The organism is Rhodococcus opacus B4, from assembly GCF_000010805.1.
In the GTDB taxonomy this organism is placed as follows: domain Bacteria; phylum Actinomycetota; class Actinomycetes; order Mycobacteriales; family Mycobacteriaceae; genus Rhodococcus_F; species Rhodococcus_F opacus_C.
This window is the reverse complement of record NC_012522.1, coordinates 4,548,037-4,575,004: the sequence shown is the minus strand read 5'-3', so window position 1 is coordinate 4,575,004 and position 26,968 is coordinate 4,548,037. Positions and strand designations below refer to the sequence as shown.

The 26,968-nt window shown below is 67.8% G+C and carries 25 protein-coding genes and 1 tRNA gene; 11 read left to right on the top strand and 15 right to left on the bottom strand.

Annotation, left to right across the window (positions count from 1 at the left end; all coding sequences use genetic code 11):
- Positions 1-5: 5 nt before the first annotated feature.
- From ROP_RS21025 to ROP_RS21010, 4 genes are all read right to left on the bottom strand, one after another.
- Complete coding sequence (locus ROP_RS21025) at positions 6-1,742, bottom strand: dipeptide ABC transporter ATP-binding protein (RefSeq protein ID WP_012691423.1); 1,737 nt, start codon at positions 1,740-1,742, stop codon at positions 6-8.
- 5 nt (positions 1,743-1,747) lie between these two features.
- Entirely contained in the window at positions 1,748-2,722 is a 975-nt protein-coding gene (locus ROP_RS21020; RefSeq protein ID WP_012691422.1) for an ABC transporter permease, read from the bottom strand.
- Positions 2,715-3,641: an ABC transporter permease gene (locus ROP_RS21015; RefSeq protein WP_012691421.1), complete on the bottom strand. Its 927-nt coding sequence runs from the start codon at positions 3,639-3,641 to the stop codon at positions 2,715-2,717. The genes ROP_RS21020 and ROP_RS21015 overlap by 8 nt, the downstream gene beginning before the upstream one ends.
- Positions 3,642-3,764: 123 nt before the next feature.
- Complete coding sequence (locus ROP_RS21010; RefSeq protein WP_012691420.1) at positions 3,765-5,381, bottom strand: peptide ABC transporter substrate-binding protein; 1,617 nt, start codon at positions 5,379-5,381, stop codon at positions 3,765-3,767.
- 316 nt (positions 5,382-5,697) lie between these two features.
- Between ROP_RS21010 and acs the strand changes: the two genes are divergently transcribed.
- A complete protein-coding gene (gene acs, locus ROP_RS21005; RefSeq protein ID WP_012691419.1) occupies positions 5,698-7,662 on the top strand; it encodes an acetate--CoA ligase in 1,965 nt (654 codons plus the stop codon).
- A gap of 51 nt (positions 7,663-7,713) precedes the next feature.
- Here acs and ROP_RS21000 read toward each other — a convergent pair whose 3' ends face one another.
- Both ROP_RS21000 and ROP_RS20995 read right to left on the bottom strand, forming a co-directional pair.
- Entirely contained in the window at positions 7,714-9,531 is a 1,818-nt protein-coding gene (locus ROP_RS21000; protein ID WP_012691418.1) for an adenylate/guanylate cyclase domain-containing protein, read from the bottom strand.
- A 74-nt stretch (positions 9,532-9,605) separates the two neighbouring features.
- A complete protein-coding gene (locus tag ROP_RS20995) occupies positions 9,606-10,991 on the bottom strand; it encodes an MFS transporter (RefSeq protein WP_012691417.1) in 1,386 nt (461 codons plus the stop codon).
- A 177-nt stretch (positions 10,992-11,168) separates the two neighbouring features.
- On the opposite strand from ROP_RS20995, the gene nhaA reads away from it, so the two are divergent.
- From nhaA to ROP_RS20980, 3 genes are read left to right on the top strand one after another with little or no spacing between them, the layout of a single operon-like run.
- Complete coding sequence (gene nhaA / locus ROP_RS20990) at positions 11,169-12,404, top strand: Na+/H+ antiporter NhaA (protein WP_043826726.1); 1,236 nt, start codon at positions 11,169-11,171, stop codon at positions 12,402-12,404.
- Entirely contained in the window at positions 12,401-12,928 is a 528-nt protein-coding gene (locus ROP_RS20985) for a phage holin family protein (protein WP_012691415.1), read from the top strand. The genes nhaA and ROP_RS20985 overlap by 4 nt, the downstream gene beginning before the upstream one ends.
- Positions 12,929-12,937: 9 nt before the next feature.
- Positions 12,938-13,876: an alpha/beta fold hydrolase gene (locus ROP_RS20980; RefSeq protein WP_012691414.1), complete on the top strand. Its 939-nt coding sequence runs from the start codon at positions 12,938-12,940 to the stop codon at positions 13,874-13,876.
- Positions 13,877-13,879: 3 nt separating this feature from the next.
- Here the strand turns inward: ROP_RS20980 and marP are convergent, their stop codons facing one another.
- Genes marP through nth form a run of 4 tightly spaced genes read right to left on the bottom strand, consistent with a single transcriptional unit; the run spans position 13,880 to position 17,339 of the window.
- On the bottom strand, positions 13,880-15,070 hold the full coding sequence (gene marP / locus ROP_RS20975; RefSeq protein ID WP_012691413.1) for an acid resistance serine protease MarP: 1,191 nt from the start codon (positions 15,068-15,070) through the stop codon (positions 13,880-13,882).
- Entirely contained in the window at positions 15,067-15,828 is a 762-nt protein-coding gene (locus ROP_RS20970; protein WP_012691412.1) for an NUDIX hydrolase, read from the bottom strand. The genes marP and ROP_RS20970 overlap by 4 nt, the downstream gene beginning before the upstream one ends.
- The gene (locus ROP_RS20965; RefSeq protein ID WP_012691411.1) at positions 15,825-16,481 is read right to left on the bottom strand and encodes a TlpA family protein disulfide reductase; all 657 of its coding nucleotides are present in this window, start codon (positions 16,479-16,481) and stop codon (positions 15,825-15,827) included. The genes ROP_RS20970 and ROP_RS20965 overlap by 4 nt, the downstream gene beginning before the upstream one ends.
- Positions 16,482-16,493: 12 nt before the next feature.
- On the bottom strand, positions 16,494-17,339 hold the full coding sequence (gene nth / locus ROP_RS20960; RefSeq protein WP_050785115.1) for an endonuclease III: 846 nt from the start codon (positions 17,337-17,339) through the stop codon (positions 16,494-16,496).
- Between the two features lie 21 nt (positions 17,340-17,360).
- Here nth and ROP_RS20955 point away from each other — a divergent pair, with 21 nt between their 5' ends.
- Together ROP_RS20955 and ROP_RS20950 are read left to right on the top strand one after the other, a co-directional pair.
- On the top strand, positions 17,361-17,633 hold the full coding sequence (locus ROP_RS20955; RefSeq protein ID WP_012691409.1) for a hypothetical protein: 273 nt from the start codon (positions 17,361-17,363) through the stop codon (positions 17,631-17,633).
- Between the two features lie 219 nt (positions 17,634-17,852).
- A complete protein-coding gene (locus tag ROP_RS20950) occupies positions 17,853-18,527 on the top strand; it encodes a Crp/Fnr family transcriptional regulator (RefSeq protein ID WP_005256089.1) in 675 nt (224 codons plus the stop codon).
- A gap of 64 nt (positions 18,528-18,591) precedes the next feature.
- Here the strand turns inward: ROP_RS20950 and ROP_RS20945 are convergent, their stop codons facing one another.
- From ROP_RS20945 to ROP_RS42710, 3 genes are read right to left on the bottom strand one after another with little or no spacing between them, the layout of a single operon-like run.
- Positions 18,592-19,383, bottom strand: a complete 792-nt coding sequence (locus ROP_RS20945; RefSeq protein ID WP_012691408.1) for an MBL fold metallo-hydrolase — start codon at positions 19,381-19,383, stop codon at positions 18,592-18,594.
- Positions 19,384-19,387: 4 nt separating this feature from the next.
- On the bottom strand, positions 19,388-19,864 hold the full coding sequence (locus ROP_RS20940) for a RidA family protein (RefSeq protein ID WP_012691407.1): 477 nt from the start codon (positions 19,862-19,864) through the stop codon (positions 19,388-19,390).
- Between the two features lie 5 nt (positions 19,865-19,869).
- A complete protein-coding gene (locus ROP_RS42710) occupies positions 19,870-20,034 on the bottom strand; it encodes a DUF4177 domain-containing protein (protein ID WP_012691406.1) in 165 nt (54 codons plus the stop codon).
- Between the two features lie 55 nt (positions 20,035-20,089).
- On the opposite strand from ROP_RS42710, the gene ROP_RS20935 reads away from it, so the two are divergent.
- Together ROP_RS20935 and ROP_RS20930 are read left to right on the top strand one after the other, a co-directional pair.
- Complete coding sequence (locus ROP_RS20935) at positions 20,090-21,106, top strand: ArsA family ATPase (RefSeq protein ID WP_012691405.1); 1,017 nt, start codon at positions 20,090-20,092, stop codon at positions 21,104-21,106.
- Complete coding sequence (locus ROP_RS20930) at positions 21,103-22,242, top strand: ArsA family ATPase (RefSeq protein WP_012691404.1); 1,140 nt, start codon at positions 21,103-21,105, stop codon at positions 22,240-22,242. Before ROP_RS20935 ends, ROP_RS20930 begins: the two co-directional genes overlap by 4 nt.
- A gap of 67 nt (positions 22,243-22,309) precedes the next feature.
- Here the strand turns inward: ROP_RS20930 and ROP_RS20925 are convergent, their stop codons facing one another.
- Entirely contained in the window at positions 22,310-22,633 is a 324-nt protein-coding gene (locus ROP_RS20925) for a WhiB family transcriptional regulator (RefSeq protein WP_005248496.1), read from the bottom strand.
- Between the two features lie 259 nt (positions 22,634-22,892).
- Between ROP_RS20925 and ROP_RS20920 the strand changes: the two genes are divergently transcribed.
- The gene (locus tag ROP_RS20920) at positions 22,893-25,238 is read left to right on the top strand and encodes a penicillin-binding protein (RefSeq protein WP_043825084.1); all 2,346 of its coding nucleotides are present in this window, start codon (positions 22,893-22,895) and stop codon (positions 25,236-25,238) included.
- A 57-nt stretch (positions 25,239-25,295) separates the two neighbouring features.
- On the opposite strand, the gene ROP_RS20915 is transcribed toward ROP_RS20920, so the two are convergent.
- Positions 25,296-25,763: a GatB/YqeY domain-containing protein gene (locus ROP_RS20915; RefSeq protein WP_005248498.1), complete on the bottom strand. Its 468-nt coding sequence runs from the start codon at positions 25,761-25,763 to the stop codon at positions 25,296-25,298.
- Positions 25,764-25,830: 67 nt separating this feature from the next.
- On the opposite strand from ROP_RS20915, the gene ROP_RS20910 reads away from it, so the two are divergent.
- Together ROP_RS20910 and ROP_RS20905 are read left to right on the top strand one after the other, a co-directional pair.
- Entirely contained in the window at positions 25,831-26,802 is a 972-nt protein-coding gene (locus ROP_RS20910; protein WP_012691402.1) for a metallophosphoesterase, read from the top strand.
- Between the two features lie 54 nt (positions 26,803-26,856).
- A tRNA-Pro gene (locus ROP_RS20905) sits at positions 26,857-26,930 on the top strand.
- Positions 26,931-26,968: the final 38 nt, after the last annotated feature.

Here is a 26,968-nt window from a genome sequence, read left to right as displayed (position 1 = left end):
GCGGGTCAGGCGCCGAGCCGGATCGATCCGCCGGGAATCGCGTCCAGCAGCTTGCGCGTGTACTCCTCCTTCGGCGACGTGAAGACCTCGTCGGTGGTGGCTTTCTCCACGATCGCGCCCGCGGACATGACGAGCACGTCGTCCGCGATCTGCCGCACCACCGCCAGGTCGTGCGTGATGAACAGGTACGTCAGCCCCAGCTCCGCCTGCAGGTCGTTCAGCAGCGTGAGGATCTGATCCTGGACCAGCACGTCCAGCGCAGACACCGCCTCGTCGCACACCACCATCTCGGGCTGCAGCGCCAGCGCCCGGGCGATCGCCACCCGCTGCCGCTGGCCACCGGACAGCTCGTTCGGGAACCTCCGCATCACCGACGCAGGCAACGCCACCTTGTCCAGCAGGTCGCGAACCCGCGCTTCCCGCTCCGCCTTCGTCCCCACCTTGTGGGTACGCAGGGGCTCCTCGACGGTGCGGAAAATCGAGTACATCGGGTCGAGCGTGCCGTACGGGTTCTGGAAGATCGGCTGCACGCGCCGACGGAACGCGAGCGTCTCCCGACGGTCCAGCGTCGCGACGTCCTTGCCGTCGAACACGACCTTCCCCGCCGTCGGAGCGAGAAGTCCGAGCACCATCTGCGCGACCGTCGACTTTCCCGACCCGGACTCGCCGACGATGGCCGTGGTCGTCCCGCGTCGGACCGCGAACGAGGCGTCGTCGACGGCGGTGAAGTCGGTGGACTTCCGCAGCCCGTGGCGGATCTTGAAGACTTTGGTCAGCCCGGTGGCCACGACCACGTCGTCGGTGGCCTTGCCGAACTCGACGCCGATCTGCCCGTGCTGCTCGGCCTCGCCCACCACCTCGAGCGCGTGCTCCCGGATGTCCGCCCGGGCCAGCGAAGAACTCCGGCGTTGCGACGCCAGCGACGGCGCCGCCGCCACCAGTTTCCGGGTGTACGGGTGACGCGGCCGCTGGAGGATCTCCAGCGCGGGCCCCGCCTCGACCACCCGTCCCTTGCTCATGACGACCAGATGCTCGGCCCGCTCGGCGGCCAGACCGAGGTCGTGGGTGATGAGCAGGACCGCAGTGCCGAGTTCGTCGGTGAGCCCGTCGAGGTGATCGAGGATCTGACGTTGGACCGTGACGTCGAGGGCGGACGTGGGCTCGTCCGCGATCAGCAGTTGCGGGCGGGCCGACAGCCCGATGGCGATCAGCGCGCGCTGGCGCATGCCCCCGGAGAACTCGTGCGGATACTGGCCCAGCCGATTCTCGGCGTCGGCGAGCCCGGCCTCCTCGAGGAGTTCGGCGGCACGCGTCTTCGCGGCCTTGCCCTTCGCGATCCCGTTGGCCTCCAACGCCTCCTCGATCTGGAACCCGACCTTCCACACCGGGTTGAGATTGGACATCGGGTCCTGCGGGACGAGGCCGATCTTCTTACCGCGCAGTGCGACGAACTCCCGCTCGGACGCTTCCGCCAGGTCCTGCCCCTCGAACAGGATCTGGCCACCCGTCACCTTTCCGGTGCCGGGTAGCAGGTTGATGATCGCGTGGGCGGTGGTGGACTTGCCCGAACCGGACTCACCGACGATCGCCACCGTCTGCCCCGGATACACCGTGAGGCTGACCCCACGCACCGCGGGCACGAGCCCGGAATGGGACTGGAAAGACACCTCCAGGTCCCGGATCTCGAGCAGCGGCACCTCGTCGGCCGAATTCTGTGGCCCGGCCGGATCGTTCGCGGTCATCGCGTTCACCTCGTCCGGGCCCTGGGGTCGAGCGCGTCCCGGAGAGCGTCGCCCATCATGATGAAACCGAGGACCGTGATCGCCAGCGCGGTCGCCGGGTAGAACAGGATCGGCGACCCCTGACGCAGGGTCACCTGGGCGGTGCTGATGTCCCCACCCCACGAGATCTCGGTGGACGGCAGCCCGATGCCGAGGAACGACAGCGTCGCCTCGGCCACGATGTAGATGCCCAGGGAGATGGTCGCGATCACGATGATCGGGGCCAGCGAGTTCGGCAGCACGTGCCGGACGAGGGTGCGCACGTTCGAGACGCCGAGCGCCCGCGACGCCATCACGTAGTCGTTGCTCTTCGCCGAGATCACCGCGCCACGAGCGATTCTCGCCATCTGCGGCCACCCGAACAGGGCGAGGACGACGATCAGCGTCCAGATGGTGCGGTTGGTGAACAGCTGCATCAGGACGATCGCGGCGAGGATGAGCGGGATGCCGAAGAAGATGTCGGCGACCCGGGACAGCAGCGAATCCACCGCGCCGCCGTAGAACCCTGCGACCGAACCGAACACCACGCCCACCACCAGCACGATCGACGTGACGCCGACACCCACCAGCACCGACGCCCGCGCCCCGTGGATAGTGCGGGAGTAGATGTCGCAGCCCTGCTTGTCGAATCCGAACCAGTGCCCCGCCGACGGTCCCTGCATGCTGAACGCGAGATCGCAGAACCGGGGGTCGGTGCTGGTGAACAGGTCGGGAAACGCCGCCACCGCGACAACCACGACGATGATCACCGACGCGACCAGGAACAACGGACGCTTGCGCAGATCGCGCCACGCATCCGACCACATGCTCGTCGGCGGCTGATCGATGTGGACGGCATCGGTCTCCCCGGGCGCCGCCACTTCCTCGGGTGCCACGAAATGCGCCTGCCGGGTCTTCCGGTCACCCGTTCCGGCGGACTCGTTCTCCACTTTCTCAGACATAGCGAATCCTCGGGTCGAGCGCGGCGTACAGGAGGTCGACGATCAGGTTGGCGAGCAGATAGATGACGATCAGCACCGTCACGAAGGACACCACCGTGGGCGCCTCGCCGCGGGTGACCGCCTGATAGATCGTGCCGCCGACACCGTTGATGTTGAAGATGCCCTCGGTGACGATCGCGCCGCCCATCAGGGTGGCCAGATCGGCGCCGAGGAAGGTGACCACCGGGATCAGCGAGTTCCGCAGCACGTGCACCTGCACCACCCGGCGCCGTGAAAGACCCTTGGCCGTCGCGGTTCTCACGTAGTCGGCGGTGAGGTTCTCGGCGACCGACGTTCGCGTCAGCCGGAGCACGTACGCGAACGACACCGACCCGAGGACGAAGGCGGGCAGCAGCAGATTCTTGAAGCTGGTGTTACCCCCGACCGTCGGCGGCACCAGACCCCACTTCACGCCGATGAAGAACTGGGCGAGGAAACCGATGACGAAGATCGGGATCGCGATGATCACCAGGCTCACGAGGAGGACGGAACTGTCGAAGATGCCGCCCTTACGGAGTCCGGCGAACAGGCCGAAGCCGATCCCGAAGATCCCCTCGATCGCGAGCGCCATCAGGGACAGCTTGATGGTTATCGGAAATGCTTGCGCCAGAACCTCGCTGACGGGGCGACCGGAGAAGGACGTACCGAAGTCGAGCGTGAAGATGCCCTTCAGGTACAGGAAGTACTGCATCAGGAACGGCTGGTCGAGGTGGTACCGGGCGCGGAGCTGCGCCGCCACCGCCGGGCTGAGGGCCTTGTCGCCCGCCAACGCGGCGATCGGGTCTCCGGGCAACAGGAACACCATCGCGTAGATCAGGAACGTGGCCCCGAGGAACACGGGAATCATCTGAAGCAAACGGCGACCGACGTACCACAGCATCGGATCACCTCCTATTCGTCGGGGGCCGTGACGTCGGGAACCTGCGAGCCTCGGCTCGAATTCCCGAACGGGGCCGCGAACTGACAGCTCGCGGCCCCACCCGTCGGAGAAAACTCCCGTGCGTCAGTTCTTCTCGATGTCCGAATACATCGGGATGCCCTTCCAGTCGATGACCACGTTCGACACGTTCTCGGACCAGCCGCTCGCGGCGTTGCGGTACCACGTCGGGACCGCGGGCAGGTCGCGCAGGAGAACCTCCTGCGCCTGGTTCAGCAGGTCCTGGGCCTTGCCGGGATCGACTTCACCCGCCGAGGCGCGCAGCAGCCGGTCGAACTCGGGGTTCGAGTAGTCGCCGTCGTTGGAACTGCCGCCGGTCTGGTAGTTCTGCGCGAGGAAGCCGTACTGCTGCGGGTAGTCGCCCTGCCACCCCGAACGGAATGCGCTGGGGATGGTCCGGTTGGTGGCCTCCGTGCGGATCTGCGCGAACGTCGGATACTCCTTACCCTTGGCGTCGATGCCGAGGGTGTTGCGGATGTTGTTGGCGGTGGCGTCGACCCACTCCTTGTGGCCGCCGTCGCCGTTGTAGGCGATCTCGAAACTGCCCGACCACGGGGCGATGGCGTCGGCCTGGGCCCACAGCCTCTTCGCCGCCTCCGGGTCGTACTTCAGGTTCCCGTTGCCCACGAGCGAATCCGACCAGCCCTCGATGGCGGGACTGGTGAAGTCGAGCGCAGGGGTGCGGGTGTTGTTGTAGATCTGCTGGGTGATCTGGTCGCGGTTGATCGCCATCGAGATGGCCTGCCGGCGTAGCGTGCCCTCCTCGCCGCTGAAGTGCGGCAACCGGCCCGGGATCGTGAACGTCTCGATGGTCGCGGACGGCTGGTTCACGGTGCGGCCCGGCAGGTCGGTCTCGAACGTGGTGACCGCACTCGGCGGCACCTGATCGAGGACGTCGACGTTGCCCGCGAGCAGATCCGTGTACGCCGTGTCGAGGCTGTTGTACATGACGAAGTCGACGCCGGCGTTCTTCGGCTTACGGTTGCCGTTGTAGTCGGGGTTGACGACGGTGTCGATTCGCACGTTGTGCTGCCACGCCCCGGGTCCCGACATCATGTAGGGACCGTTGCCGACGGGATTCTCACCGAACGCGGCCATGTCCTGGTACGCCACCGCGGGCAGCGGGTAGTACGCGGCGAAGCCGAGCCGGTCCGGGAAGGCCGATTCGGGTTGCTTCAGTTCGATCGTGAACGTCGAATCGTCGACCACCTTCAGTCCCGACATGGTCTGCGCCGTGGGGTTCTCGGCGGCCACCTCGTCGTAGCCCTGGATCGGGTCGAAGAAGGATGCCTGGAGCTGCGCGTTCGTCGACAGGGCGCCGTAGTTCCAGGCGTCGACGAACGAGGCCGCGGTGACGGGCGTGCCGTCCGTGAACGTCCAGCCGTCCTTCAGTTTCACGGTGAAGTTCTTGCCGTCGGTCGTCTCGATCGACTCGGCGACCTCGTTCTGGACGCCACCGTCGGAGTCGTAGGAGACGAGACCCGCGAACAGCGAATCGACGACGCGGCCACCCTGATTCTCGCTGGTATTGGTGGGAATCAACGGATTCTGCGGTTCACCCGCCCAGGCGTTGACGATTCCGCTGCCACCGCCGCTCGTCGAGTCGCCGGACGAGCAGGCGGACAGCAGCCCCGCTGCCAGGCCGACCGCCAGAACGGCGGTTGCCACACGTGTGATGCGCAAGACGATCCTCCCAGATCTGCATGGTTCCGGGCAGCCGTGCCGGGCGCAGCCCGAACGATGGGATGACGATAAGTCAACGTTTCAATCTGTGTGGCCACGACGGGTGAAACTCGCGGAATCGGCATCCGATCGAAACATCGTCTGCGCGGGGGTCGCCACTCGTCGTCCGCGCTTGCCGTCCGTCGCGCCCATTCGACCGATCGTCGCAGAATATGGGCATGCAACCCTGTGCAACGGTGCGCTCGGGAGCCCTTGTGACTACCCTCACACGTGCTAGAAGTGCCGAACTCGAGACTGGAAAGAAGGCCGGCCCACAATGACCAGTGCAGCACAGGCGAGCGGAGCGACGGGGAAGTCGGAACAGTCTGACACCGTCCCGCAGGTGTACCCGCCGAGTCCCGCGTTCACCGAGACTGCCAACGCCGGTCCCGAACTGCAGGCCGCCGCAGACGAGGACCGACTCGCATTCTGGGCGACCCAGGCCGAGCGGCTGCACTGGCACACCCCCTTCTCCGAGGTCCTCGACTGGTCCGACGCCCCCGTCGCGAAGTGGTTCGTCGGCGGCGAGTTGAACGTCGCCTACAACTGCGTCGACCGCCACGTCCTGGCCGGCAACGGCGACCGCGTCGCCATCCACTTCGAAGGCGAACCGGGCGATACCCGCGACCTCACCTACAACGACCTGCTCACCGAAGTCAGCAAGGCCGCCAACACCTTCACCGACCTCGGACTCGTCGCCGGCGACCGCGTCGCCATCTACATGCCGATGATCCCCGAGGCCATCGTCACCATGCTCGCCTGCGCCCGCCTCGGCCTGACCCACTCCGTCGTCTTCGCCGGCTTCTCCGCCGCCGCGCTGCGCTCGCGGATCGACGACGCCGAAGCGAAACTCGTCGTCACCGTCGACGGACAGTGGCGCCGCGGCCAGGCCGCACCCCTCAAACCCGCCGTCGACGAAGCCGTGGACGGCGCCGCGTCCGTCGAGAACGTGCTCGTCGTCAAGCGCACCGGCATCGACGTCGACACCACCGAGGGCCGGGACCTGTGGTGGCACGAGACCGTCGACAAGGCGCCGGGCACCCATCAGGCGCAGCCGTTCGACTCCGAACACCCGCTGTTCATCCTCTACACCTCCGGGACCACCGGAAAACCCAAGGGCATCATCCACACCTCCGGCGGCTACCTCACCCAGGCCTCCTACACCCACCACAACGTCTTCGACCACAAGGCCGGCCAGGACGTGTACTGGTGCACCGCCGACATCGGCTGGGTCACCGGCCACTCCTACATCGTCTACGGACCGCTGTCCAACGGGGTCACCCAGGTGGTCTACGAGGGCACCCCCAACTCCCCCGACGAGCACCGCCACTTCCAGATCATCGAAAAGTACGGCGTCAGCATCTACTACACCGCCCCCACCCTGGTGCGCACCTTCATGAAGTGGGGCCGCGAGATCCCCGACGCCCACGACCTGTCCTCGATCCGGCTCCTCGGCTCCGTCGGCGAACCGATCAACCCCGAGGCCTGGAAATGGTTCCGCGAGGTCATCGGCGGAAACACCGCCCCCATCGTCGACACCTGGTGGCAGACCGAGACCGGCGCCATCATGATCTCCCCGCTGCCCGGCATCACCGCCACCAAACCCGGCTCCGCGATGGCCCCGCTGCCGGGTATCTCCGCGAAGATCGTCGACGACGACGCGAAAGAACTCGGTGCCGGCGGCTCCGGCTACCTCGTGCTCGACAAGCCGTGGCCGTCGATGCTCCGCGGCATCTGGGGCGACATGGACCGCTACCGCGACACCTACTGGTCCCGCTACCCCGATCAGGGCTGGTACTTCGCCGGTGACGGCGCCAAATACGACGACGACGGCGCCCTCTGGGTCCTCGGCCGCGTCGACGACGTCATGAACGTCTCCGGCCACCGCATCTCCACCTCCGAGGTCGAATCCGCCCTCGTCGGACACCACGGCGTCGCCGAGGCCGCCGTCGTCGGCGCCGCCGACGAGACCACCGGCCAGGGCATCGTCGCGTTCGTCATCCTCCGCGAGGGTGTCGAGAACACCGGCGACACCCTCATCGCCGAACTCAAGGCCGAGGTGTCCCGGGAGATCAGCCCCATCGCCAAGCCCCGCCAGATCACGATCGTCCCCGAACTCCCCAAAACGAGGTCGGGCAAGATCATGCGGCGCCTGCTCAAGGACATCGCCGAGGGCCGCGACCTCGGCGACACCTCCACCCTCGTCGACCCCAAGGTCTTCGACGCCATTCGCGGCAAGTAGGCCGCTCCGCGCATTGTGAGTGGGTGACGAGTCTCTGGACTCCTCACCCACTCACGGGCGGTGAAGCCGCCACAGCGTCTGCTCCTCGCCGATTCCCTTCAGCTCGGTGGTGAACATTTCGCACCGGTAGCCGGATGTCGCGAGCAGCCGCGCCACCCCCGGATCGTCGTGCACGGCCCGGGACAGGACGATGTCGCCGCCCCCGGCACAGCCCTGCACCCGCGCCGCCAGGTTGACCGTCGCCCCGAAATAGTCGACCCGGCCGTCGTTGTCGATCATCACCGCAGGCCCCTGGTGCAGCCCGACTTTCAGCGACACCGAGTCGTCCGCACCGAGATACTCGCGACGGAAGTCGTCCCAGCCGGACTGCATCGACGCCGCCGCCGACCAGGCCTCCCTCGCGTCGGCGAACGTCGCCATGACCGCGTCGCCCATCTGCTTGACGATTCCGCCGTTATCGCGGATCACCGCGTCACGCAGGTAACGGAAATGGCTCTGCACGAACGCGAACGCCCGGACGTCGCCGATACGCTCGTACAGGGCGGTCGAGCCGCTCAGATCCGTGAACAGCACCGCCAGGTTCGCGATCCCGATCTCGTCGCCCGGCGCCACCCCCTGGTCCGGGAACAGGTCCCGGAAACCGTCGAGCGACGTCACGAGCGCGCCGGTCGCCGCGGCGTCCTTCCACCGCTCCCGCTCCACCACCACCAGCGCCTCGCCGGGAAGTCGGTTCGCGACCTCCAGCAGGCAAGCACCGTCGGTGCCGGGCGCATCACGCACCCGGAGATCACCGGGCCCGCAGTCGACCCGCAGCGTTCCGCCCGCAGGACCGACCTCGCAGGCCACCGGGGTACCCACCTGATAGCACCGGAGCCGCAGCCATCCCGGGTCGAGTTCGAGCCGCTCGCAGCGCCACTCCCCCGGCTCGAGCCGCAACTGCGCCACCGCCGACGGTGAATTCGCCGGACCACCGATGCAGTACCGGGCCCGCTCCGCCCGGCGGACGGCCGGGTTGACGTCGAAGCGGATCTCCACCGACCGCGCGAGGTCCGTGTCGAACGCGATGTCGCAGGTGTCGCAGTGGACGCGGCTCGGCAACTGCCGAATCCGGCCGGCGTCCTCGCGGGCGGTCCGGCAGACCGGGCACAGCACGCTCCAGCTCAGGTCCAGCAGTCCGCAGTCCGCGGCGTGGAGGAAGACGTACAGCAGCTGCATCCGGTCGGCACCCCAGCGGTCCGCCAACTCGAACGGGCGCATGCCCGTCACCTCCAGATCGGACCCGGTCCGCAAGTGGGACTCCAAGCGCCCGATGAGGTTCGGAGCGTCGTGCGATCGAGACAGCTGCGCCGTCCGGAATTCCAGCCGGTCGGCGTCGAGTTGTTCCGGCGACGGCGGGGCGGGGACTGCGTGCGCCCGAGGGTCGCGGACATGTCGCTCCAGCGCGTGCGCGAGCGCCACCGTCTTCCGTATGCCCGTGCGCGCCAGCAGCGTTCGCGCCGCGATGGCGCCGAACCAGGTGCGGGGGACGATCCGGGCGAACACCTCGACCTCGGTCCCGTCGGCGGCCGGGCGGAGCCGGACACCCGTGGAGACCTCCTCGAGCGGGCCGCGGGAGAAGCGGCGAAGAACCTGATAGAAACGGCCCTCGACCCATTCGAACGGGAACTCCTCGTACCGCACCCGCCGCCCGTACGAACGTGTCTCCGCCGAATAGTGTCCCTTGCGGCGACGATCCAGCGTCGGGGCGAAACGCACCGGCGACAGGTCGATATTGCGATTGAGCCGATCGGTATCGGCGAGGAACGACCACAGATCCTGCGCCGGCAGCCGGATCCGGGCCGTCCTGGACAACAGCACGGCTTTCGCCATGCAAAGAACTATAGGCCGCTGCGCGGCTCGTGCGCCTTTCTGGCAGTTGGAACAACCAGAAAGGCGCACGGGCGCTACGCGCCTACGTCGTCGAGGGACTGGTCGCGCGTCTCGCGCATGACGAGCAGGGCGACGAACGTGAGCGCGGCGGCGATCAGCAGGTAGATGCCCACCCAGCCGACGCCGTACGTGGTGGCGAGCCAGGTCGCGATGAACGGGGCGACGGCGGCGCCGAGGATGCTGGCGGTGTTGTAGGCGATCCCCGACCCCGTGTAGCGCACGTTGGTCGGGAACAGCTCGGGCAGAACGGCGCTCATCGGCCCGAAGGTCATGCCCATCAACAACATTCCGACGGCCAGGAAGACGAGCATCCGGGCGTTGCCCATGCCGTCCTGGTTCAGCATGACGCCGAACGTGAGGCCGAACAGCATGATGAACCCGGTGATCGTGAGCAGCGTGATGCGGCGACCGTAGCGGTCGGCCAGCCACCCCGAGACGGGAACGGCGCCGGCGAAGAACAGGACCGCGATCAGCTGGAGGACCAGGAAGTCGGCGTACTGGAAGCCGGCTCCGGTGCCGCCCTGGGCCGGGGTCTTGCCGGTGCCGTAGCTGAGCACCCAGGTGGTCATGATGTAGAACAGCGTGTACGTGGCGAGCATGACGAACGTGCCGATGATCAGCTGACGCCAGCTGGTCTTGAACACCTCGGCCAGCGGGGTCTTCACCTTCTCGCCCCGCTCCACGGCGCGGGCGAACACGGGTGTCTCCTCGAGCTTGAGCCGCACGTACAGACCGATCATCACCATGATCGCGCTGAGCAGGAACGGGATCCGCCAGCCCCAGGTGAGGAACGCACCGTCCAGGTCGGGGCTGCCGTTGTCGTGGTCCAGGAACAGGGTGATGATCAGGAACAGACCGTTCGCGAGGAAGAAGCCGATCGGCGCGCCCAGCTGCGGCCACATGGCAGCCCACGCCCGCTTGCCCTTCTGGGCGGTCTCGGTCGCGAGCAATGCCGCGCCGCTCCACTCCCCACCCAGACCGAGGCCCTGGCAGAAGCGCATCAGCGCCAGCAGCGCGGGCGCGACGATGCCGATCTGGTGGTAGGTCGGCAGCAGACCGATCACGAATGTGGCGATGCCCATGGTGAGGAGGGAGCCCACGAGCGTCGTCTTGCGTCCGATGCGGTCGCCGAAGTGGCCGAACAGGATCGACCCGAGCGGCCGGGCGACGAACGCGAGACCGAATGTGGCGAGGGACGCCAGCAGGGCGGTGGTGCCATTTCCCTTGGGGAAGAACAGATGCGGGAACACCGACACCGCGGCGGTCGCATAGATGTAGAAGTCGTAGAACTCGATGGACGTTCCCACCATGCTCGCGACGACGATCCGGCTTCTGGGTACGCCGGCGACGGTGGCCCCGCCGTCCGGATCTGGTTTCGACGTATCGACGGCACTGCTCACTCGACTTACTCCTGCACGATGCTATTTCAACTATTGGGACGAGAGTCCATTCCTTAGGAATTGAACACCTCGTGTCTTTCGCTTGGCAAATTGGATAAGCTCTCCTCGGTGCGCCGGGAAGTCTGGTCGGCAGAGCATTTGCCGTACCCGGACCACATCGAAAGCGAGCACCCCCCGGTGACCCAGCCTCTCCGCTCCGAACTCTCCCGCTACCTCCGCACCGAGACGGTCGGCGGTTCGATCCTGCTCGCCGCCGCCGCGATCGCCCTCGTCTGGGCGAACTCCCCCGTCGCGGAGTCCTACTTCGCGTTGCGCGACTACCAGTTCGGCCCGGAGGCGCTCCACCTGAACCTGACGCTCGGCACGTGGGCGCAGGACGGGCTGCTGGCGGTCTTCTTCTTCGTCGCCGGCCTGGAACTGAAACGGGAACTGGTGGTGGGCGAACTCGCCGACCGCAAACGTGCGCTGCTCCCGATCATCGCGGCCTGCGGCGGCGTGGTGGTGCCCGCGATCATCGCCGCGACGATCGGCGCCGGCACACCCGGCATGGACCGCGGCTGGGCCATCCCCGTCGCCACCGACATCGCGTTCGCACTGGGTGTGCTGGCGCTGACCGGGTCCCGCATCCCGGCGAGCGCCCGCGTGTTCCTGCTCAGCCTGGCCGTCGTCGACGACCTCCTCGCGATCGTGCTCATCGCCGTCTTGTTCACCAGCTCGATCGCCCTGCTGTGGCTGCTGGGCGCCGCCGGGTGTCTCGTCGTCTACGCCGTCGCCCAGCACCGGCGCATCACCACCCCACTGCTCTACGTTCCGCTCGCCCTGCTCACCTGGTACTGCATGCACGACGCCGGAATCCACGCCACGCTGGCCGGCGTCGCCCTCGGCCTCCTCACCCGGGTGCGGCGCGACCCCGGCGAACGCGAATCCCCGGCCTCCCGCCTCGAGCACCGCATCCAGCCGCTGTCGGCGGGTGTCTGCGTCCCGCTGTTCGCCCTGTTCGCGTCCGGGGTCGCCCTCAGCAGCGAGCTCCTCGGGCAGCTGTTCACCAACCCCGTCTCGCAGTCCGTGATCGCCGGGCTCCTCGTCGGCAAGACCGTCGGCATCTTCGGTGTCTCCTGGCTCGCGATCCGCCTGGGTATCGCGAAGAAACCGCGTGCACTGGGGTTCCGGGACATGTTTGCCCTCTCAGTGCTCGGTGCGATCGGGTTCACCGTTAGCCTTCTCGTAGCGGATCTCGCGCTTGCGGGAATCGGTGACGGCAGCGCGGCCGAAATAGCTAAGGTCGCGGTGCTCGTGACATCGTTGACAGCGTCGCTGATCGGATCAGCGTTACTGTGGCGACGCGGTCGGGCCCATGCGGCCCGGCAGGATGACTCGGACGTGCAAGAGCTACCTGGAGGGGTCGACAAGTGAGCATCACTCACGGCAAGGGAGACAGCCCGCGTTACACGGGAGACGGGGTGCCGAACACGGTGTCGTCGATCCCGCTCACGGACGTGGACGCTCAGACACCCGGCGAGGCGAGCCTCGGCACGCTGGTCAAGCACGCGACCGCGCAGGTGTCCACCCTGGTCCGCGCCGAGGTCGAGCTCGCGAAGGCCGAGGTCACCGGTGAGGTCAAGAAGGGCCTGCAGGGCAGCCTGTTCTTCATCCTCGCGTTCACCGTGCTGCTGTTCAGTTCGTTCTTCTTCTTCTTCTTCCTCGCCGAACTCCTCGACGTGTGGATCGCCCGCTGGCTGGCATTCCTGATCGTCTTCCTGATCATGGTCGTGGTGACGGCGATCCTCGCCCTGCTCGGCTATCTGCGGGTTCGCAAACTCCGTGCCCCCGAGAAGACCATCGACTCCCTGAAGCAGGCCAAGACGGTCCTGCCCACGTCGTACTCGGATGCGGAAGCCCATCTCGCATCGTCCTCCACCGGACGTCACGCGCGGTAACTCGCTCCTGTGGCACCACCCGATCCGTCCACCGTCCGTTTCGACGGCCCCTGGATTCATCGCGACATCCATGCCAACGGAATCCGATTCCACACCGTCGAGGTCGGCGCATCCACACCGGATGCGCCGCTCGTCGTCCTGCTGCACGGGTTCGCGGACTTCTGGTGGTCGTGGCGCCACCAGCTGACCGCGCTGTCCGCGCAGGGGTACCGGGCCGTCGCCGTCGACCTCCGCGGCTACGGCGATTCCGACAAACCGCCGCGCGGCTACGACGGGTGGACGCTGGCCGGCGACATCGCCGGCCTGATCCGGGCGATGGGCTACGGCGAGGCCACGCTGGTCGGGCACGCCGACGGCGGCCTCGTCTGCTGGGCCACCGCGGTCCTCCACGCTCGGCTCGTCCGGTCGATCGCACTGGTCAGCTCACCGCATCCCCTCGCCCTCAAGCAGGCGGTCCTCCACGACCGCTACCAGCGCAAGGCCCTGCTGCCCTCGTTCGTCTCCTGCCAGGTGCCGTGGCGCCCCGAACGTCGCCTCACCCGGGACGACGGGTCGGAGGTCGAGCGGTTGATCCGCGAGCGCTCCGGACCCGGCTGGACGGAGAATCCCGAATTCGACGACGTGGTGTCACGGATGCGGTCGGCGATTCAGATCCCCGGCACCGCGCACTGCACCCTGGAGTACCAGCGGTGGGCGTTCCGCAGTCAGTTCCGGCCGGACGGCAGCCGGTTCATGGCGTCGATGGATCAGACGCTGCGGATCCCCGTCCTGCATCTGCACGGCGACCTCGACCCGTACGTGCTCGCGGACACCGTGCGCCGCAGCCACCGCTTCGCACCCACCCAGCAGATGCACACCGTCACCGGTGTCGGTCACTACGCGCACTGGGAAGCCCCGGAACGCGTCAACGCCGCCCTGCTCGACCTCGTCGCGCCCCGCACGGCCTGACCGTCAGAGAATGCACGCGCCGGTGTCCACGGCGACCGACGCCCCGGACGCCGCCTGCAACTGACGCGACACCTCGGCGGCGGTGAGGACGAACCCGGTGTCACTGTTGTCGACGGCTGCGCCGAACACCACCCCGAGCACTCGGCCGTCGCTGTCGACGAGCGGCCCGCCCGAGTTGCCCTGCCGGATGGAACCGCGGACCGTGTACACCTCACGCTGCACGGTTCCCGCCCGGTAGATGTCGGGGCCGCTGAGGTCCAGGATCTCCCGGACCCGCGCGGCGCTGGCCGTGTACGGCCCGCCGCCCGGGTAGCCGAGCACCAGCGCGTTGTCGCCGGTCTGCGCAGGCTCGGGCGCGAAGTTCAGGACGGGGGCGTCCAGCCCGGGCACCTCGAGGACCGCGACGTCGGCGGACGGGTCGAACAGCACGACCTCGGCGTCCATCGGCCCGTTCGCGGTGTCGACGACGATGCCCGCCGTTCCCGCGACCACGTGCGCGTTGGTCATCACCCGGTCGGATGCCACCACGAACCCGGACCCCTCCAGCGCCCGCTGGCAACTCGGGGCCACGCCCCGGATCCTCAGCACGCTCGACTGCAGCGAGGACGCGACGGGGCTCTCCAGGACACTGGCGTCCGGCGGGTCGACGGTCGTGATGGGGGTGCGCCCGAACGGCCCGATGACGTCGGGAAGCCCGGACGTGTCGAGCAGGGCGGTGAACTCGGTGGGCAGTTGCCGCATCCAGGCGGGCGCGATGTTGTCGACCGTCTCGAGGACGCTCGACCCGCGCACCGCCGCCGCGAGCTGGGGCTGGGACGAGGACGTGAGCGGAATCGCCAGCAGCCACGCCGCGATGAACACCGCGACAGCCTGCACGCAGGCGCCGATCACGCTGTCGACGGACCGCGCTACCGGGCTGTGCATGCTTCCCCGCGCGGCCCGGCCGAGGACCATGCCCGCGACCTCGCCGACGATCACCAGCACCACGATCAGGGCGATGCCGACCAGCACGCGACCGCGACCCTCGTCCACGTGCACCAGCACGTGCGGGGCGATCAGGATGCCCGCGACCGCACCCAGCACCACGCCGATGAAGGCGAGCACCGACGCCACGGCACCCTGACGCCAGCCCGACGTCGCGGCGACGAAGGCGATCAGGACGATGGCGAGATCGATCCAGTGCGACCCGGTCATCGCTCGGCCGCCGGGCGGCCGTGACCGTGGGTCAGGTGGTCGTCGTCGAGGTCGTTGTCGAGTTCGGCGAGGACCGTGTCGAGGTCCCGGATGTCGCGGCGGTCCCACTCCTGTTCCCAGCCGGAGACGGCGAACAGTGCGGCGAGGATGCCGGCGGTGAAACCCCACACGAGCATGCCGTCGGCGGCGAATGCGGGGCCCTGGTACCCGGCCGGGTGGCGCACCTGGAACCGGTTCCGCGGATCGATCAGGGTGTGGACGGGTACCCGGGCGACGCGTTCGGCCTCCGCGGGATCGACCACGCCGACCGCGCTGGGCTTCTCCCAGTACGCGAGGACCGGGGTGACGTCGAATCCGGACGGCGGGATGAAGATCTCCTCGAGCACGGCGAGCGGGCGGACACCGGACGGGTCGAGTCCCGTCTCCTCCTGGGCCTCCCGCAGCGCGGTGGCGATGGGTCCCTCGTCGCCGGGATCGCTGGCGCCACCGGGGAACGCCACCTGGCCACTGTGCTGCCGCATCGTGGACGCACGCTGGGTGAGCAGGATGTCGGCGTCGGCGGGCAGGCCCCCCGACATCAGCGGGTCCGCCGCGGCGGGGCCGCCGAACAACACGAGCACCGCCGCCTCACGGGTAGTCGCGCCGCGGGGCGCGCGCCGATCGAGGACGGGATTGATCCTGTGCGGGTCGGCCGGGGTCCGGTGCGCGACCCGGCGCAGCCAGGGCGGAACGGCGACGCCGTCCACGGAAGACGTCATGCCGCCACCCCCAGGTTCTGTTCGACGGCGTCCGCGATCTCGTCGACGCTGCGGAACGGCTGCGGCAGAACCTTCGCCACTGTGCCGTCGGGCCGGATCAGCACCGAGACGGGCAGGACAGGCGGGGCTCCGACCGCGGCGCGGACACGACCGTCGCCGTCCTGCACACCGGGCAGGGTGACGGAGTAATCGATGAGCCGCGACAGCGCGCTGGACTCGTTGGGATCGGTGTGCACCGTAAGCACGGTAACCGCGTCACCCGCACGATCCGAAAACTGCTGCATATAGGGCAGCTCCTCGGCGCAGGGGCCACACCAGTACGCCCACAGGTTCAGCATCGCCGGTTTACCACCGAGCGCGGCCGCCAGATCCACCTGACTGCCGTCGCCCACACATTCCAGTGTGATGCCGGCCAGCACCGGATCCGCCGGAGGCGCGGCCGCCGGCGGAGGACACGGAGCCAGGCGGGCCTGCGTCCTCAGCGCCGCGAGCGCGTCCGGATCGGCGGCCACCGACGTGGGGGCGGCGCCGCCCGCACCGAACCGGTCCTCGTACGACGGCGCCTCCACGTCGTCGCCCCGCGGCCAGATCGCGACCACGAGAGCCACCACGACCACGAGGGCGGCCAGACTCCACCGCGCTGCGCTAGACACTCGTATCTACCCTCACCTGCCGGCCAGACGCAGCAGATGCTCCGTCTCCGGTCCACGAACCAGTCCGGCGGCGACATCGGGGTCGATCGGGCCGAGCCCGTACGACGGACAGTCGCCTGCGAGCACACACACCCCGCAGGCGGGCTTGCGTGCATGGCAGACGCGTCTGCCGTGGAAGATCACCCGGTGCGAGAGCAGCGTCCACTCCTTGCGCTCGATCAGGGCGCCGATGGCGTGCTCGACCTTGACCGGGTCTTCCTCCTCGGTCCATTTCCACCGCCGGACGAGCCGCCCGAAGTGGGTGTCGACCGTGATTCCGGGCACATCGAACGCGTTGCCGAGAATCACGTTGGCCGTCTTCCGGCCGATCCCGGGCAGCGTCACGAGATCCTTCAGATTGCCGGGGACCTCGCCGTCGAATCGCTCGAGCAGAGCCTGCCCGAGCCCGATCAGAGAGTTCGTCTTGTTGCGGTAGAAACCCGTGGACCGGATGTACTCCTCGAGTTCGGTGCGCTCCGCCTCCGCATACGCCTTCGCGTCGGGGTAGCGGGCGAACAGTGCCGGCGTCACCATGTTGACCCGCACGTCAGTGCACTGCGCGGACAGGATCGTCGCGACGGCGAGGTCCAGGGGGGTGGTGAAGTCGAGTTCGCAATAGACGTGAGGGAAGGCCTCGGCGAGCCTGCGGTTCATCCGCCGGGCGCGCCGGACGAGTCCGAGCCGGGTCTCTTCCTGCTTCGCGGCCCGCGAACGGGTGCGTCCACGCACTTTGGAGCCGTCGCTGGGGGTCGCATGCACGGGATCAACTCTACGGATACCCGACCGATCCGAATTGCTGCTGTGTCGCTTCTGAGACATTTGCAGTGTTTACTTCCCGGTATGCAAGGTCTCGCTGTGGTCCTCTTCCCAGTGCTGCTGATGCTGTTTGCGCTGGCAATGGAGCGGGTGGAGTTCAGACTCCGCCGGCTCACGGTTCGTCAGCAAGAGGTGGAAGAGTTCCTCGACCAGGCAAGTCACGACGAAGTGGCCACCCTGGCCCACGAAGGTTTCCCCCACGCATTGGCACGCTTCCATCGACGTCGCAAGGGGCGGTCGGGCTTCGAATCCGACGACGCCGACATCACCGAAGTGGGCTCACGCCGCGCCAGCTGACCCGCGGGAAACCCCCGGAAAGACGCACCACCGGACGCATCATCCGGTTAACTTTTGCGACTTCCGTGGTATCGGTCACTCAGACCGAGCCGTCTCAACGTAGACTTCAGAGCCGTACCTGTTGCACAGCGACACGCCGCGGATCACCGGGGCATCGTCGACATGCAGCAAATCGCGCACAATATGCATACAGACGAACAATATTCCCAAGGAGCGCACGTGGACGACGTCCTGGCAAGAGCCGGCATCTTCCAAGGAGTCGAGCCCTCAGCGGTAGCGGCGCTGACCAAGCAGCTGCAGCCTGTCGACTTCCCCCGCGGACATGTCATCTTCAACGAAGGTGAGCCCGGTGACCGCCTGTACATCATCGTTTCCGGCAAGGTGAAGATCGGCCGCCGCTCGCCGGACGGCCGTGAGAACCTGCTGACGATCATGGGCCCGTCCGACATGTTCGGTGAGCTGTCCATCTTCGACCCGGGTCCGCGTACGTCCACCGCGACCACGGTCACCGAGGTCCGCGCCGTGAGCATGGACCGCGAAGCGCTCAAGGCGTGGATCGACCACCGCCCCGAGATCGCCGAACAGCTGCTGCGGGTTCTCGCGCGCCGTCTGCGTCGTACCAACAACAACCTGGCCGACCTCATCTTCACGGACGTCCCCGGTCGTGTCGCGAAGGCGCTGCTGCAGCTCGCACAGCGGTTCGGCACCCAGGAGGCGGGCTCACTGCGCGTCACCCACGACCTCACGCAGGAAGAGATCGCCCAGCTCGTCGGCGCGTCCCGCGAGACCGTCAACAAGGCGCTCGCCGACTTCGCGCACCGCGGATGGCTGCGCCTCGAAGGCAAGAGCGTGCTGATCTCCGACTCCGAGCGCCTGGCACGTCGCGCACGGTAGTTCCCCGCATCTACGAATTCGGCCACCCCCTCACGGCGAGGGGGTGGCCGAATTCGTTCGGTTGCTAGGCGCGGCTGCGCAGGTACGCGAGCTGCACGTTGACGGACTTCTCCGCCACCGGCCACAACTTCGGGTCGACGTCGGAGTAGACGTGCTCGACCACCTCGCGGACCGTCGGGGTGCCCCCGAGCGCACCGAGCGCGGCCCGCACCTGGTCGAGACGCTCCTCGCGGTGATCGAGGTACTGCTGCGCGACGACGTTCAGCTCGGGCAGTTCGGGTCCGTGGCCGGGCATCACCCGGTGGCCGGTCCCGAGGTCGAGCAGCCGGCGCAGCGACGACAGGTAGTCGCCGAGGTCGCCGTCCGAGTCGTCGAGCACCGTGGTGCCGCGTCCGAGGATCGTGTCGCCGGTGAGGACGGCGCCCTCACCGTCCACGGTGAAGGACACCGAGTCCTTCGTGTGCCCGGGCGTGGCGATCACCGTGAGGGTGAGCCCCGCGACGTCGATGGTCTCGCCGTCCACGAGGGGTTCGCCGCCGCCGCGGAGGAACTCGGGGTCCACCGAACGCACGGGTGCGCCGGTCAGTTCGAAGAACCGCTGCACTCCCCCGGTGTGGTCGAAGTGACGGTGTGTGATCAGCGTCAGGGCGACCGGTCCGAGTGCCGCGACGCGGGCGAGATGCTCCTCGTCGGCGTCACCCGGGTCGACCACCACACACTCGCCCCGGCCCGGCGCACGCAGAATCCACGTGTTGGTGCCGTCGAGCGTCATCATGCCGGGATTGTCCTCGAGCATCACCGAGACGATCGGGGTGACCTCCCGCACCTGGGCGTAGGTCGGATGGGCAAGCGTCATGGCACTACGACTCCGGTTGCACTTCGGCGATGAGTTCCACCTCGACGGGGGCGCCGAGCGGCAGCTCCGCGACACCGACCGCCGACCGGGCGTGGGCGCCGGCGTCCCCGAACACCTCGCCGAGGAACTCGGACGCACCGTTCACGACACCGGGCTGCCCGGTGAATCCCTCGGCGGAGGCGACGAATCCGACGACCTTGACGATCCGCACCACCGAGTCGATGCCGACGAGCGCGTCGACCGCGGCCAGGGCGTTGAGCGCGCAGGTGCGGGCCGCGGCCTTGGCGTCTTCGTCCGATACCCCGGCGCCGAGCTTGCCGGCGTGTGTCAGCTTGCCCTCGACGATCGGCAGCTGCCCGGACGTGTAGACGTAGTTACCGGTGCGCACGGCGGGCACGTAGGCGGCCACCGGGGGAACGACGGACGGCAGCGTGATGCCGAGTTCGGTCAGGCGGGTGGTCCAGTTCTGTGTCTGCGCCACTGCCCTCAGCCCTTCGGACGCTTCAGGTACGCGACGTGCTGCTCACCGGTGGGTCCGGGCAGAACCGTCACCAGTTCCCAGCCGTCGGTGCCCCACTGGTCGAGGATCTGCTTGGTCGCATGTGTGAGCAGCGGAACGGTGGCGTACTCCCACGTAGTCAATTCACTCATGCCGGTGAGCCTATCCCCCGCACATCCCGGCTCCCAGACTTATAGGCTCGACCCCGTGGTTGCATCCCCAGACCAGCTCACCCCGACGTGGCCCGAAAAGGCCGCGCGGGCCCGGCTGCACTTCGTCTCCGGAAAGGGCGGCACCGGAAAGTCCACGGTGGCCGCCGCGTTGGCGCTTGCCCTGGCCGAGGGTGGGCGCCGCGTGCTATTGGTGGAAGTCGAGGGCAGGCAGGGGATCGCTCAGCTCTTCGACGTGCCCCCGCTGCCGCCGCAGGAGACGAAGGTCGCGGCCGCCGAGGGCGGCGGGGAGGTCATGGCGCTGGCCATCGACATCGAGACCGCGTTCCTCGAATACCTCGAGATGTTCTACAACCTCGGTTTCGCGGGCCGCGCGATGCGCAAGTTCGGCGCCATCGAGTTCGCGACCACCATCGCACCGGGCCTCCGGGACGTGCTGCTGACCGGCAAGATCAAGGAATGTGTGGTGCGCTCCGACAAGTCGGGTAAGCGGGTGTACGACGCCGTCGTCGTGGACGCCCCGCCGACCGGGCGGATCGGCAACTTCCTCGACGTGACGAAGGCGATGGCCGACCTCGCGAAGGGTGGGCCGGTGCGCTCGCAGAGCGAGGGCGTGGTGCGCCTGCTGCATTCCGACGAGACCGTCGTCCACCTCGTGACGCTGCTCGAGGCGCTGCCGGTGCAGGAGACCACGGACGCCGCAGAGGAACTGGCCCGCGCCGACCTGCGGCTGGGCACCGTCGTCGTCAACCGCACCAGCCCGCAGTTCCTGCCCGCCGAGACCCTCGCCGACGTCGCGAAGGGCCGCATCGACGCCGAGGCCGTCCGGGCCGGACTGCACAAGACCGGGATCACCCTGGACGAAGCGGATTTCGCCGGGTTGCTCACCGAGACGATCGAACACGCGTCCGTCCTCGAAGCGCAGGAAGAGAGCGCCGGACAACTCAGCGAAGTGGACGGGGCGCGGCTGCATCTGCCGTCCCTCGCCGACGGTGTGGACCTGGGCGGGCTGTACGAGCTCGCGGAATATCTGACGGAACAGGGTGTCCGATGACCCAGACAGCTGAACACGAGCGTCGCCGCACCGCCTCCGCACTCGACGTCGCGGGGATTCTGGAGAACAGGGCCACGCGGATCGTCGTCTGCTGCGGCGCCGGTGGCGTCGGCAAGACCACCACGGCGGCGTCGCTGGCACTGCGCGCGGCGGAGCAGGGACGCAAGGTGGTCGTGCTGACCATCGACCCGGCACGCCGGCTCGCGCAGGCTCTCGGGGTGGCGGAACTCGACAACACGCCGCAGCCCGTGCAGCTCGGACCGGATGCGACGGGCGAACTGCACGCCATGATGCTCAACATGCGCCGCACGTTCGACGAGATGGTGATCGAGCACTCCACGCCGGAGAAGGCGGAGCAGATTCTCGCGAACCCCTTCTATCAGACCGTCGCGAGCTCGTTCTCCGGCACGCAGGAGTACATGGCGATGGAGAAGCTGGGGCAACTCGCCTCCAGCGACGAATGGGATCTGGTGGTCGTCGACACGCCACCGTCGCGCAACGCCCTGGACTTCCTCGACGCACCCCAGCGTCTGGGCGCCTTCCTCGACGGCCGCATGATCCGGTTGCTCACCGCGCCCGGCCGCGGCCTCACCCGGCTCGTCACCGGCGCGATGGGCCTGGCGCTGCGCGGCGTGTCCACCATCGTCGGCAGCCAGATGCTGTCGGACGCCTCGAGTTTCGTGCAGTCGCTGGACTCGATGTTCGGCGGCTTCCGGGAAAGGGCAACGCGCACTTACGAACTACTCCGGCAGCCGGGCACGAAGTTTCTGGTGATCGCCGCGGCGGAACCGGATGCGCTGCGCGAGGCGGCATTCTTCGTCGACCGGCTCGCAGGCGACGAGATGCCGCTCGCGGGCCTCGTCCTGAATCGGACGCACCCCACTCTCAGTTCCCTGCCGGCCGATCACGCGGCCACTGCCGCCGACCAACTCGGGGACCAAGACCCCCTCACCGCCGCCGTGCTGCGAATCCACGCCCATCGCGCGGTGATCGCCAAGCGTGAGGTCCAACTGCTGAGCCGGTTCACGGCCGCCCACCCTCGGGTGCCGATCGTCGGCGTGCCCTCGCTGCCGTTCGAGGTGTCGGACCTCGAGGCCTTGAGAGCGGTAGGCGACCAGCTCACCCGGACGAGCTGATCAGCTCGCTACCGGAGAACCGGTCACCCGCCTGTGTCCTGCCTGACTGCGAATCCGATCCCGATTCTCAGACAGCGGACTGGTGCTGCCGCTGAGCTTCGAAGAAATCGGACCATGATTCCACCTCGGGGTGCTGCTTGAGCAACGCCCGGCGCTGACGTTCCGTCATGCCACCCCACACGCCGAACTCGACACGATTGTCGAGTGCATCGGCCCCGCACTGCATCAATACCGGGCAATGCCGGCAAATGGTTGCGGCCTTGCGCTGTGCTGCGCCGCGTACAAAGAGTTGATCGGGATCGACTTCCCGGCAACGGGCCTGGGTGACCCAGGCGATTCGCGCTTCTGCTTGCTCGACGTCCAGACGGCTGGTTGGGGTGGTCATGTGCATTCGTTTCCCCTCTTCGAGTCTGCGCAAACCCAGCGCGTAGCACGCCGAGGCTGCACCACATAAGCGATGGGGTGTTATCTCCATCACACTGTTCCAACAATTTAGGTAAAGAAACCGCCACGCGCAAGACGAAGAACACGCTTTTTTGGTACGCCCGTCCATACCCCGTGCTCAGGGCTTTTTCCCGGCCGAAATCTGCGCCCAACCAGCGCACCCTCAGACCCCACGTAGTCTGTAGATCGTGTCGATTGCAAAAACAGTGGGGAAGCTCGCAGGATCCTCCGCCTTGGCAGGAGTGCTCCTCGCCGGCGTGATGTTTCCGCTCGCCGGAGGGTTCGGTTACGCCTCCAACCGGGCGGCTGACACCGTCGACAACGTCTCCGCCGAACTCGTCGAAGGAACGGTTCCCGCGGTCTCGACGATGGTCGACTCCGCGGGCAATCCCATCGCGTGGCTGTACGACCAGCGCCGCTTCGAAGTCCCCAGCGACAAGATCTCCAACGAGATGAAACTCGCCATCGTCTCCGTCGAGGACCGACGATTCCCGGAGCACAAGGGCGTCGACTGGCAGGGCACCATGCGCGCCTTCCTGACCAACACCACGAGCGGTGAGGTGCAGCAGGGCGCGTCGACACTCGACCAGCAGTACGTGAAGAACTACCAGCTGCTCGTCGTCGCCAAGACCGACGCCGAACGCCGGGCCGCGATCGAGACGACGCCCGCCCGCAAGATCCGTGAGATCCGGATGGCGTTGACGCTCGACAAGGAACTCACCAAGGACGAGATCCTCACCCGCTACCTCAACCTGGTTCCGTTCGGCAACGCCTCGTTCGGCATCCAGGACGCCGCGCAGACGTACTTCGGCATCGACGCGTCCGAACTGAACACCCAGCAGTCCGCGATGCTCGCGGGCATGGTGCAGTCCAGTTCCGCACTGAACCCGTACACGAACCCCGAGGGCGTCCTCGAACGCCGCAACGTGGTTCTCGACACGATGATCTCGAACATCCCCGAGCGCGCGGCCGAACTGCGGGAGCTCAAGGAGACACCCCTCGGCGTGCTGCCCGAGCCCAACCGGCTCCCGCGCGGGTGCATCGCCGCCGGCGACCGCGGCTTCTTCTGCGACTACGCCCTGCAGTACCTGGCGAACGCCGGCATCAGCCGGGAGCAGATCGACAAGGGCGGTTACCTGATCAAGACGACGCTCGACCCCGCGGTGCAGGCGTCCACCAAGGCGGCGCTCAGTGCGAAGGCCAGCCCCGGACTCGACGGCATCGCGAACGTCATGAACGTGGTCCAGCCCGGACAGGATTCACACCGCATCCTCGCGATGGGCAGTAGCCGCACCTACGGACTCGACGCGAACGCCAACGAAACCGTGCAGGCGCAGCCGTACTCGCTGGCCGGTCACGGGGCCGGGTCGATCTTCAAGATCTTCACGACGGCCGCCGCCATGGAGAAGGGCCTCGGCACCAACGCCGTCCTGGACGTCCCCGGACGGTTCGAGGCGAAGGGCATGGGTAGCGGTGGTGCCCGCGGATGCCCGGCATCGACGTACTGCGTCGAGAACGCGGGCAAGTACCCGGCGTCGCTGTCGGTGACGGACGCGCTCGCACAGTCGCCGAACACGGCGTTCGTCAAGCTCATCCAGGCCACCGGCGTCGCCCCCACCGTCGACATGGCGGTTCGGCTGGGGCTGCGCTCGTACGCCGACCCCGGCACGTCCGGATTCGACGACCGCAGCATGGCGGACTTCCAGAAGGATCAGAACCTCGGGTCGTTCACCCTCGGGCCGACCTGGGTCAACCCGCTGGAACTGTCGAATGTCGCGGCAACGCTCGCGTCACACGGCAAGTGGTGCCCGCCCACCCCCATCGATTCGGTCTTCGACCGTGAGGGCAAGCCCGTCTCGGTCACGCAGCAGGCCTGCGAGCAGGTGGTCGAACCCGGGCTCGCGGACACGCTCACCAATGCCATGAGCAAGGACGACAAGCCCGGCGGCACGTCCGCCGGGGCCGCGGGCAGCGTCGGCTGGACGCTCCCCATGGCAGGCAAGACCGGAACCACCGAGTCCCACATGTCCTCGGGCTTCCTCGGGTTCACCAACAACTTCGCCGCCGCCGTCTACGTGTTCGGCGACTCGCCGACACCCGGTGAGATCTGCTCGGGCCCGCTGCGGCCCTGTGGTGACGGAAATCTCTACGGCGGTAACGAGCCCGCCCAGACGTGGTTCGCCGCGATGAACCCCGTCGCCGGCAACTTCGGGCCGACGACACTGCCGCCGATCGACCAGAAGTACGCGCGGGGTTCGCAGAACGGTCAGGTCCCGGACGTCACCGGACTGAGCCAATCGGCCGCGACGTCGCGTCTGCAGGGCGCCGGATTCACCGTGAACGCGATCACCACCGCGTCGCAGGCCGCCAAGGGGACGGTCACGAGCTCGGCGCCGTCCGGTTCGGCGATTCCGGGGTCGACGATCACGATCTACGTCAGCGACGGATCGGTGAAGGCCGCTCCCCCGCAGGCCCCGGCTCAGGGGATCCCCGTTCCGCCCATCCAGCTGCCCGGCCTGCCGCCGATCCAGCTGCCGCCCATACCCCGGTAACCCGCAGGTGAGTGGGAAAGTGTGCGGGCGCACGCTTTCCCACTCACCTGCTGGGGGTCAGAGGCGGGACTTCACGGCGTGCGAGAGCCGCGAACCGTCCGCCTTGCCGCCGGCGAGTGCGCCGGCGGCCTTCATGACCTGACCCATCTGACGCATGCCGGGACGCTCACCGATCTCCTCCGCCACCTGGGCGATGGCGGTGTCCACCACGTCGACGAGTTCGGCGTCGGTCAGCGGCGTCGGGAGGTACTCGTCGATGATCTGCGCCTCGGCCCGCTCCTGCGCTGCCAGCTCGCCGCGACCGTTCTCGGTGTAGATCTCGGCCGATTCGCCGCGCTTCTTCGACTCCTTCGCGAGGACCTTCAGCACCTCGTCGTCGGTGAGTTCGCGGGCTTCCTTGCCGGAGACCTCTTCGGTCTGCACGGCGGCCATCAGCATGCGGATCGTGGCGGTGCGCAGCGAATCCTTGGCCTTCATGGCGGCCGTCATGTCGGAGCGCAGTCTTGCTTTCAGTGAATCTGGCATGGGCGAAACGCTACGCGCCCCGATTCGTGCACTGCATCTCGATTGCGCTCATCAGTATCCTGGAAGAGTGTCTGACGAGTTCCGCACCAACCTGACCCGCGCCGCCCTGGGTACGGCGGGTGCCGCCGCCCTGGGCATCGGCTACGCCTCGCTCATCGAGCGCAATGCGTTCGCGCTTCGTGAGGTCACGATGCCGGTGCTCGAACCCGGGTCGTCGACGCTCCGCGTGCTGCACATCAGCGACCTGCACATGATGCCCGGACAGCGGCTGAAACAGAACTGGCTGCGGGAACTCGACAACCTCGACCCCGACCTCGTCGTGAACACCGGCGACAACCTGTCGCACCAGCGGGCGGTGCCCGCCGTGGTCCAGGCGCTGGGGAATCTGCTCGCCCGCCCCGGACTGTTCGTGTTCGGCAGCAACGACTACTTCGCGCCGAAGCCGAAGAACCCGTTCGAGTACTTCAAAAAGGATCGCAAGCGCATCCTCGGCGAGCCGCTGCCGTGGGGCGACCTGCGGGCCGCGTTCACCGAACGCGGCTGGTTCGACGTCACGCACGTGCGCCGCGACCTCGAGGTGTCGGGGGTCCGGATCGCGTCGGCCGGCGTCGACGACCCCCACCTCCAGCGCGACCGGTACGACACCATCGCCGGTCCGCCCAACCCGCTGGCCGATCTGCGACTGGGCATCACCCACTCGCCCGAGCCGCGGGTTCTCGATCGGTTCGCGGACGACGGGTACGACCTCGTGCTGGCCGGCCACACGCACGGCGGTCAGCTGTGCCTGCCGTTCTACGGCGCGCTCGTCACCAACTGCGACATCGACCGCTCGCGGGTTAAGGGGCCGTCCAAGTGGGGGGCGCACACCCAACTGCACGTGTCGGCGGGGATCGGGACGTCGCCGTGGGCACCGGCCCGCTTCTGCTGCCGACCCGAGGCGACACTCCTGACGTTGGTCCCGGCTCAGCGTGGCGACGCGGACGCCGACACCGCGCGGGCGCGCGCCGAGTCGTCGGAGAGCACCGTTTTACGTAACTGACCAGGGGATTTAATGGTGACTGGCTGGGTAATGTAAGCTAGCCGAGGTTCAACACGGGGTGTGGCGCAGCTTGGTAGCGCGCTTCGTTCGGGACGAAGAGGTCGTGGGTTCAAATCCCGCCACCCCGACAGTGTGAGACACCGAGAAGAGGCCTCGACCGGTTCGC

What these genes read in the sequence shown, in the direction of transcription:
- ROP_RS21025 (WP_012691423.1), bottom strand. Translation starts at nt 1,742, where the DNA reads ATGACCGCGAACGATCCGGCCGGGCCACAGAATTCGGCCGACGAGGTG.
- ROP_RS21020 (WP_012691422.1), bottom strand. Translation starts at nt 2,722, where the DNA reads ATGTCTGAGAAAGTGGAGAACGAGTCCGCCGGAACGGGTGACCGGAAG.
- ROP_RS21015 (WP_012691421.1), bottom strand. Translation starts at nt 3,641, where the DNA reads ATGCTGTGGTACGTCGGTCGCCGTTTGCTTCAGATGATTCCCGTGTTC.
- acs (WP_012691419.1), top strand. Translation starts at nt 5,698, where the DNA reads ATGACCAGTGCAGCACAGGCGAGCGGAGCGACGGGGAAGTCGGAACAG.
- ROP_RS21000 (WP_012691418.1), bottom strand. Translation starts at nt 9,531, where the DNA reads ATGGCGAAAGCCGTGCTGTTGTCCAGGACGGCCCGGATCCGGCTGCCG.
- marP (WP_012691413.1), bottom strand. Translation starts at nt 15,070, where the DNA reads ATGACCGGGTCGCACTGGATCGATCTCGCCATCGTCCTGATCGCCTTC.
- ROP_RS20970 (WP_012691412.1), bottom strand. Translation starts at nt 15,828, where the DNA reads ATGACGTCTTCCGTGGACGGCGTCGCCGTTCCGCCCTGGCTGCGCCGG.
- nth (WP_050785115.1), bottom strand. Translation starts at nt 17,339, where the DNA reads ATGTCTCAGAAGCGACACAGCAGCAATTCGGATCGGTCGGGTATCCGT.
- ROP_RS20955 (WP_012691409.1), top strand. Translation starts at nt 17,361, where the DNA reads ATGCAAGGTCTCGCTGTGGTCCTCTTCCCAGTGCTGCTGATGCTGTTT.
- ROP_RS20945 (WP_012691408.1), bottom strand. Translation starts at nt 19,383, where the DNA reads ATGACGCTTGCCCATCCGACCTACGCCCAGGTGCGGGAGGTCACCCCG.
- ROP_RS42710 (WP_012691406.1), bottom strand. Translation starts at nt 20,034, where the DNA reads ATGAGTGAATTGACTACGTGGGAGTACGCCACCGTTCCGCTGCTCACA.
- ROP_RS20930 (WP_012691404.1), top strand. Translation starts at nt 21,103, where the DNA reads ATGACCCAGACAGCTGAACACGAGCGTCGCCGCACCGCCTCCGCACTC.
- ROP_RS20925 (WP_005248496.1), bottom strand. Translation starts at nt 22,633, where the DNA reads ATGCACATGACCACCCCAACCAGCCGTCTGGACGTCGAGCAAGCAGAA.
- ROP_RS20915 (WP_005248498.1), bottom strand. Translation starts at nt 25,763, where the DNA reads ATGCCAGATTCACTGAAAGCAAGACTGCGCTCCGACATGACGGCCGCC.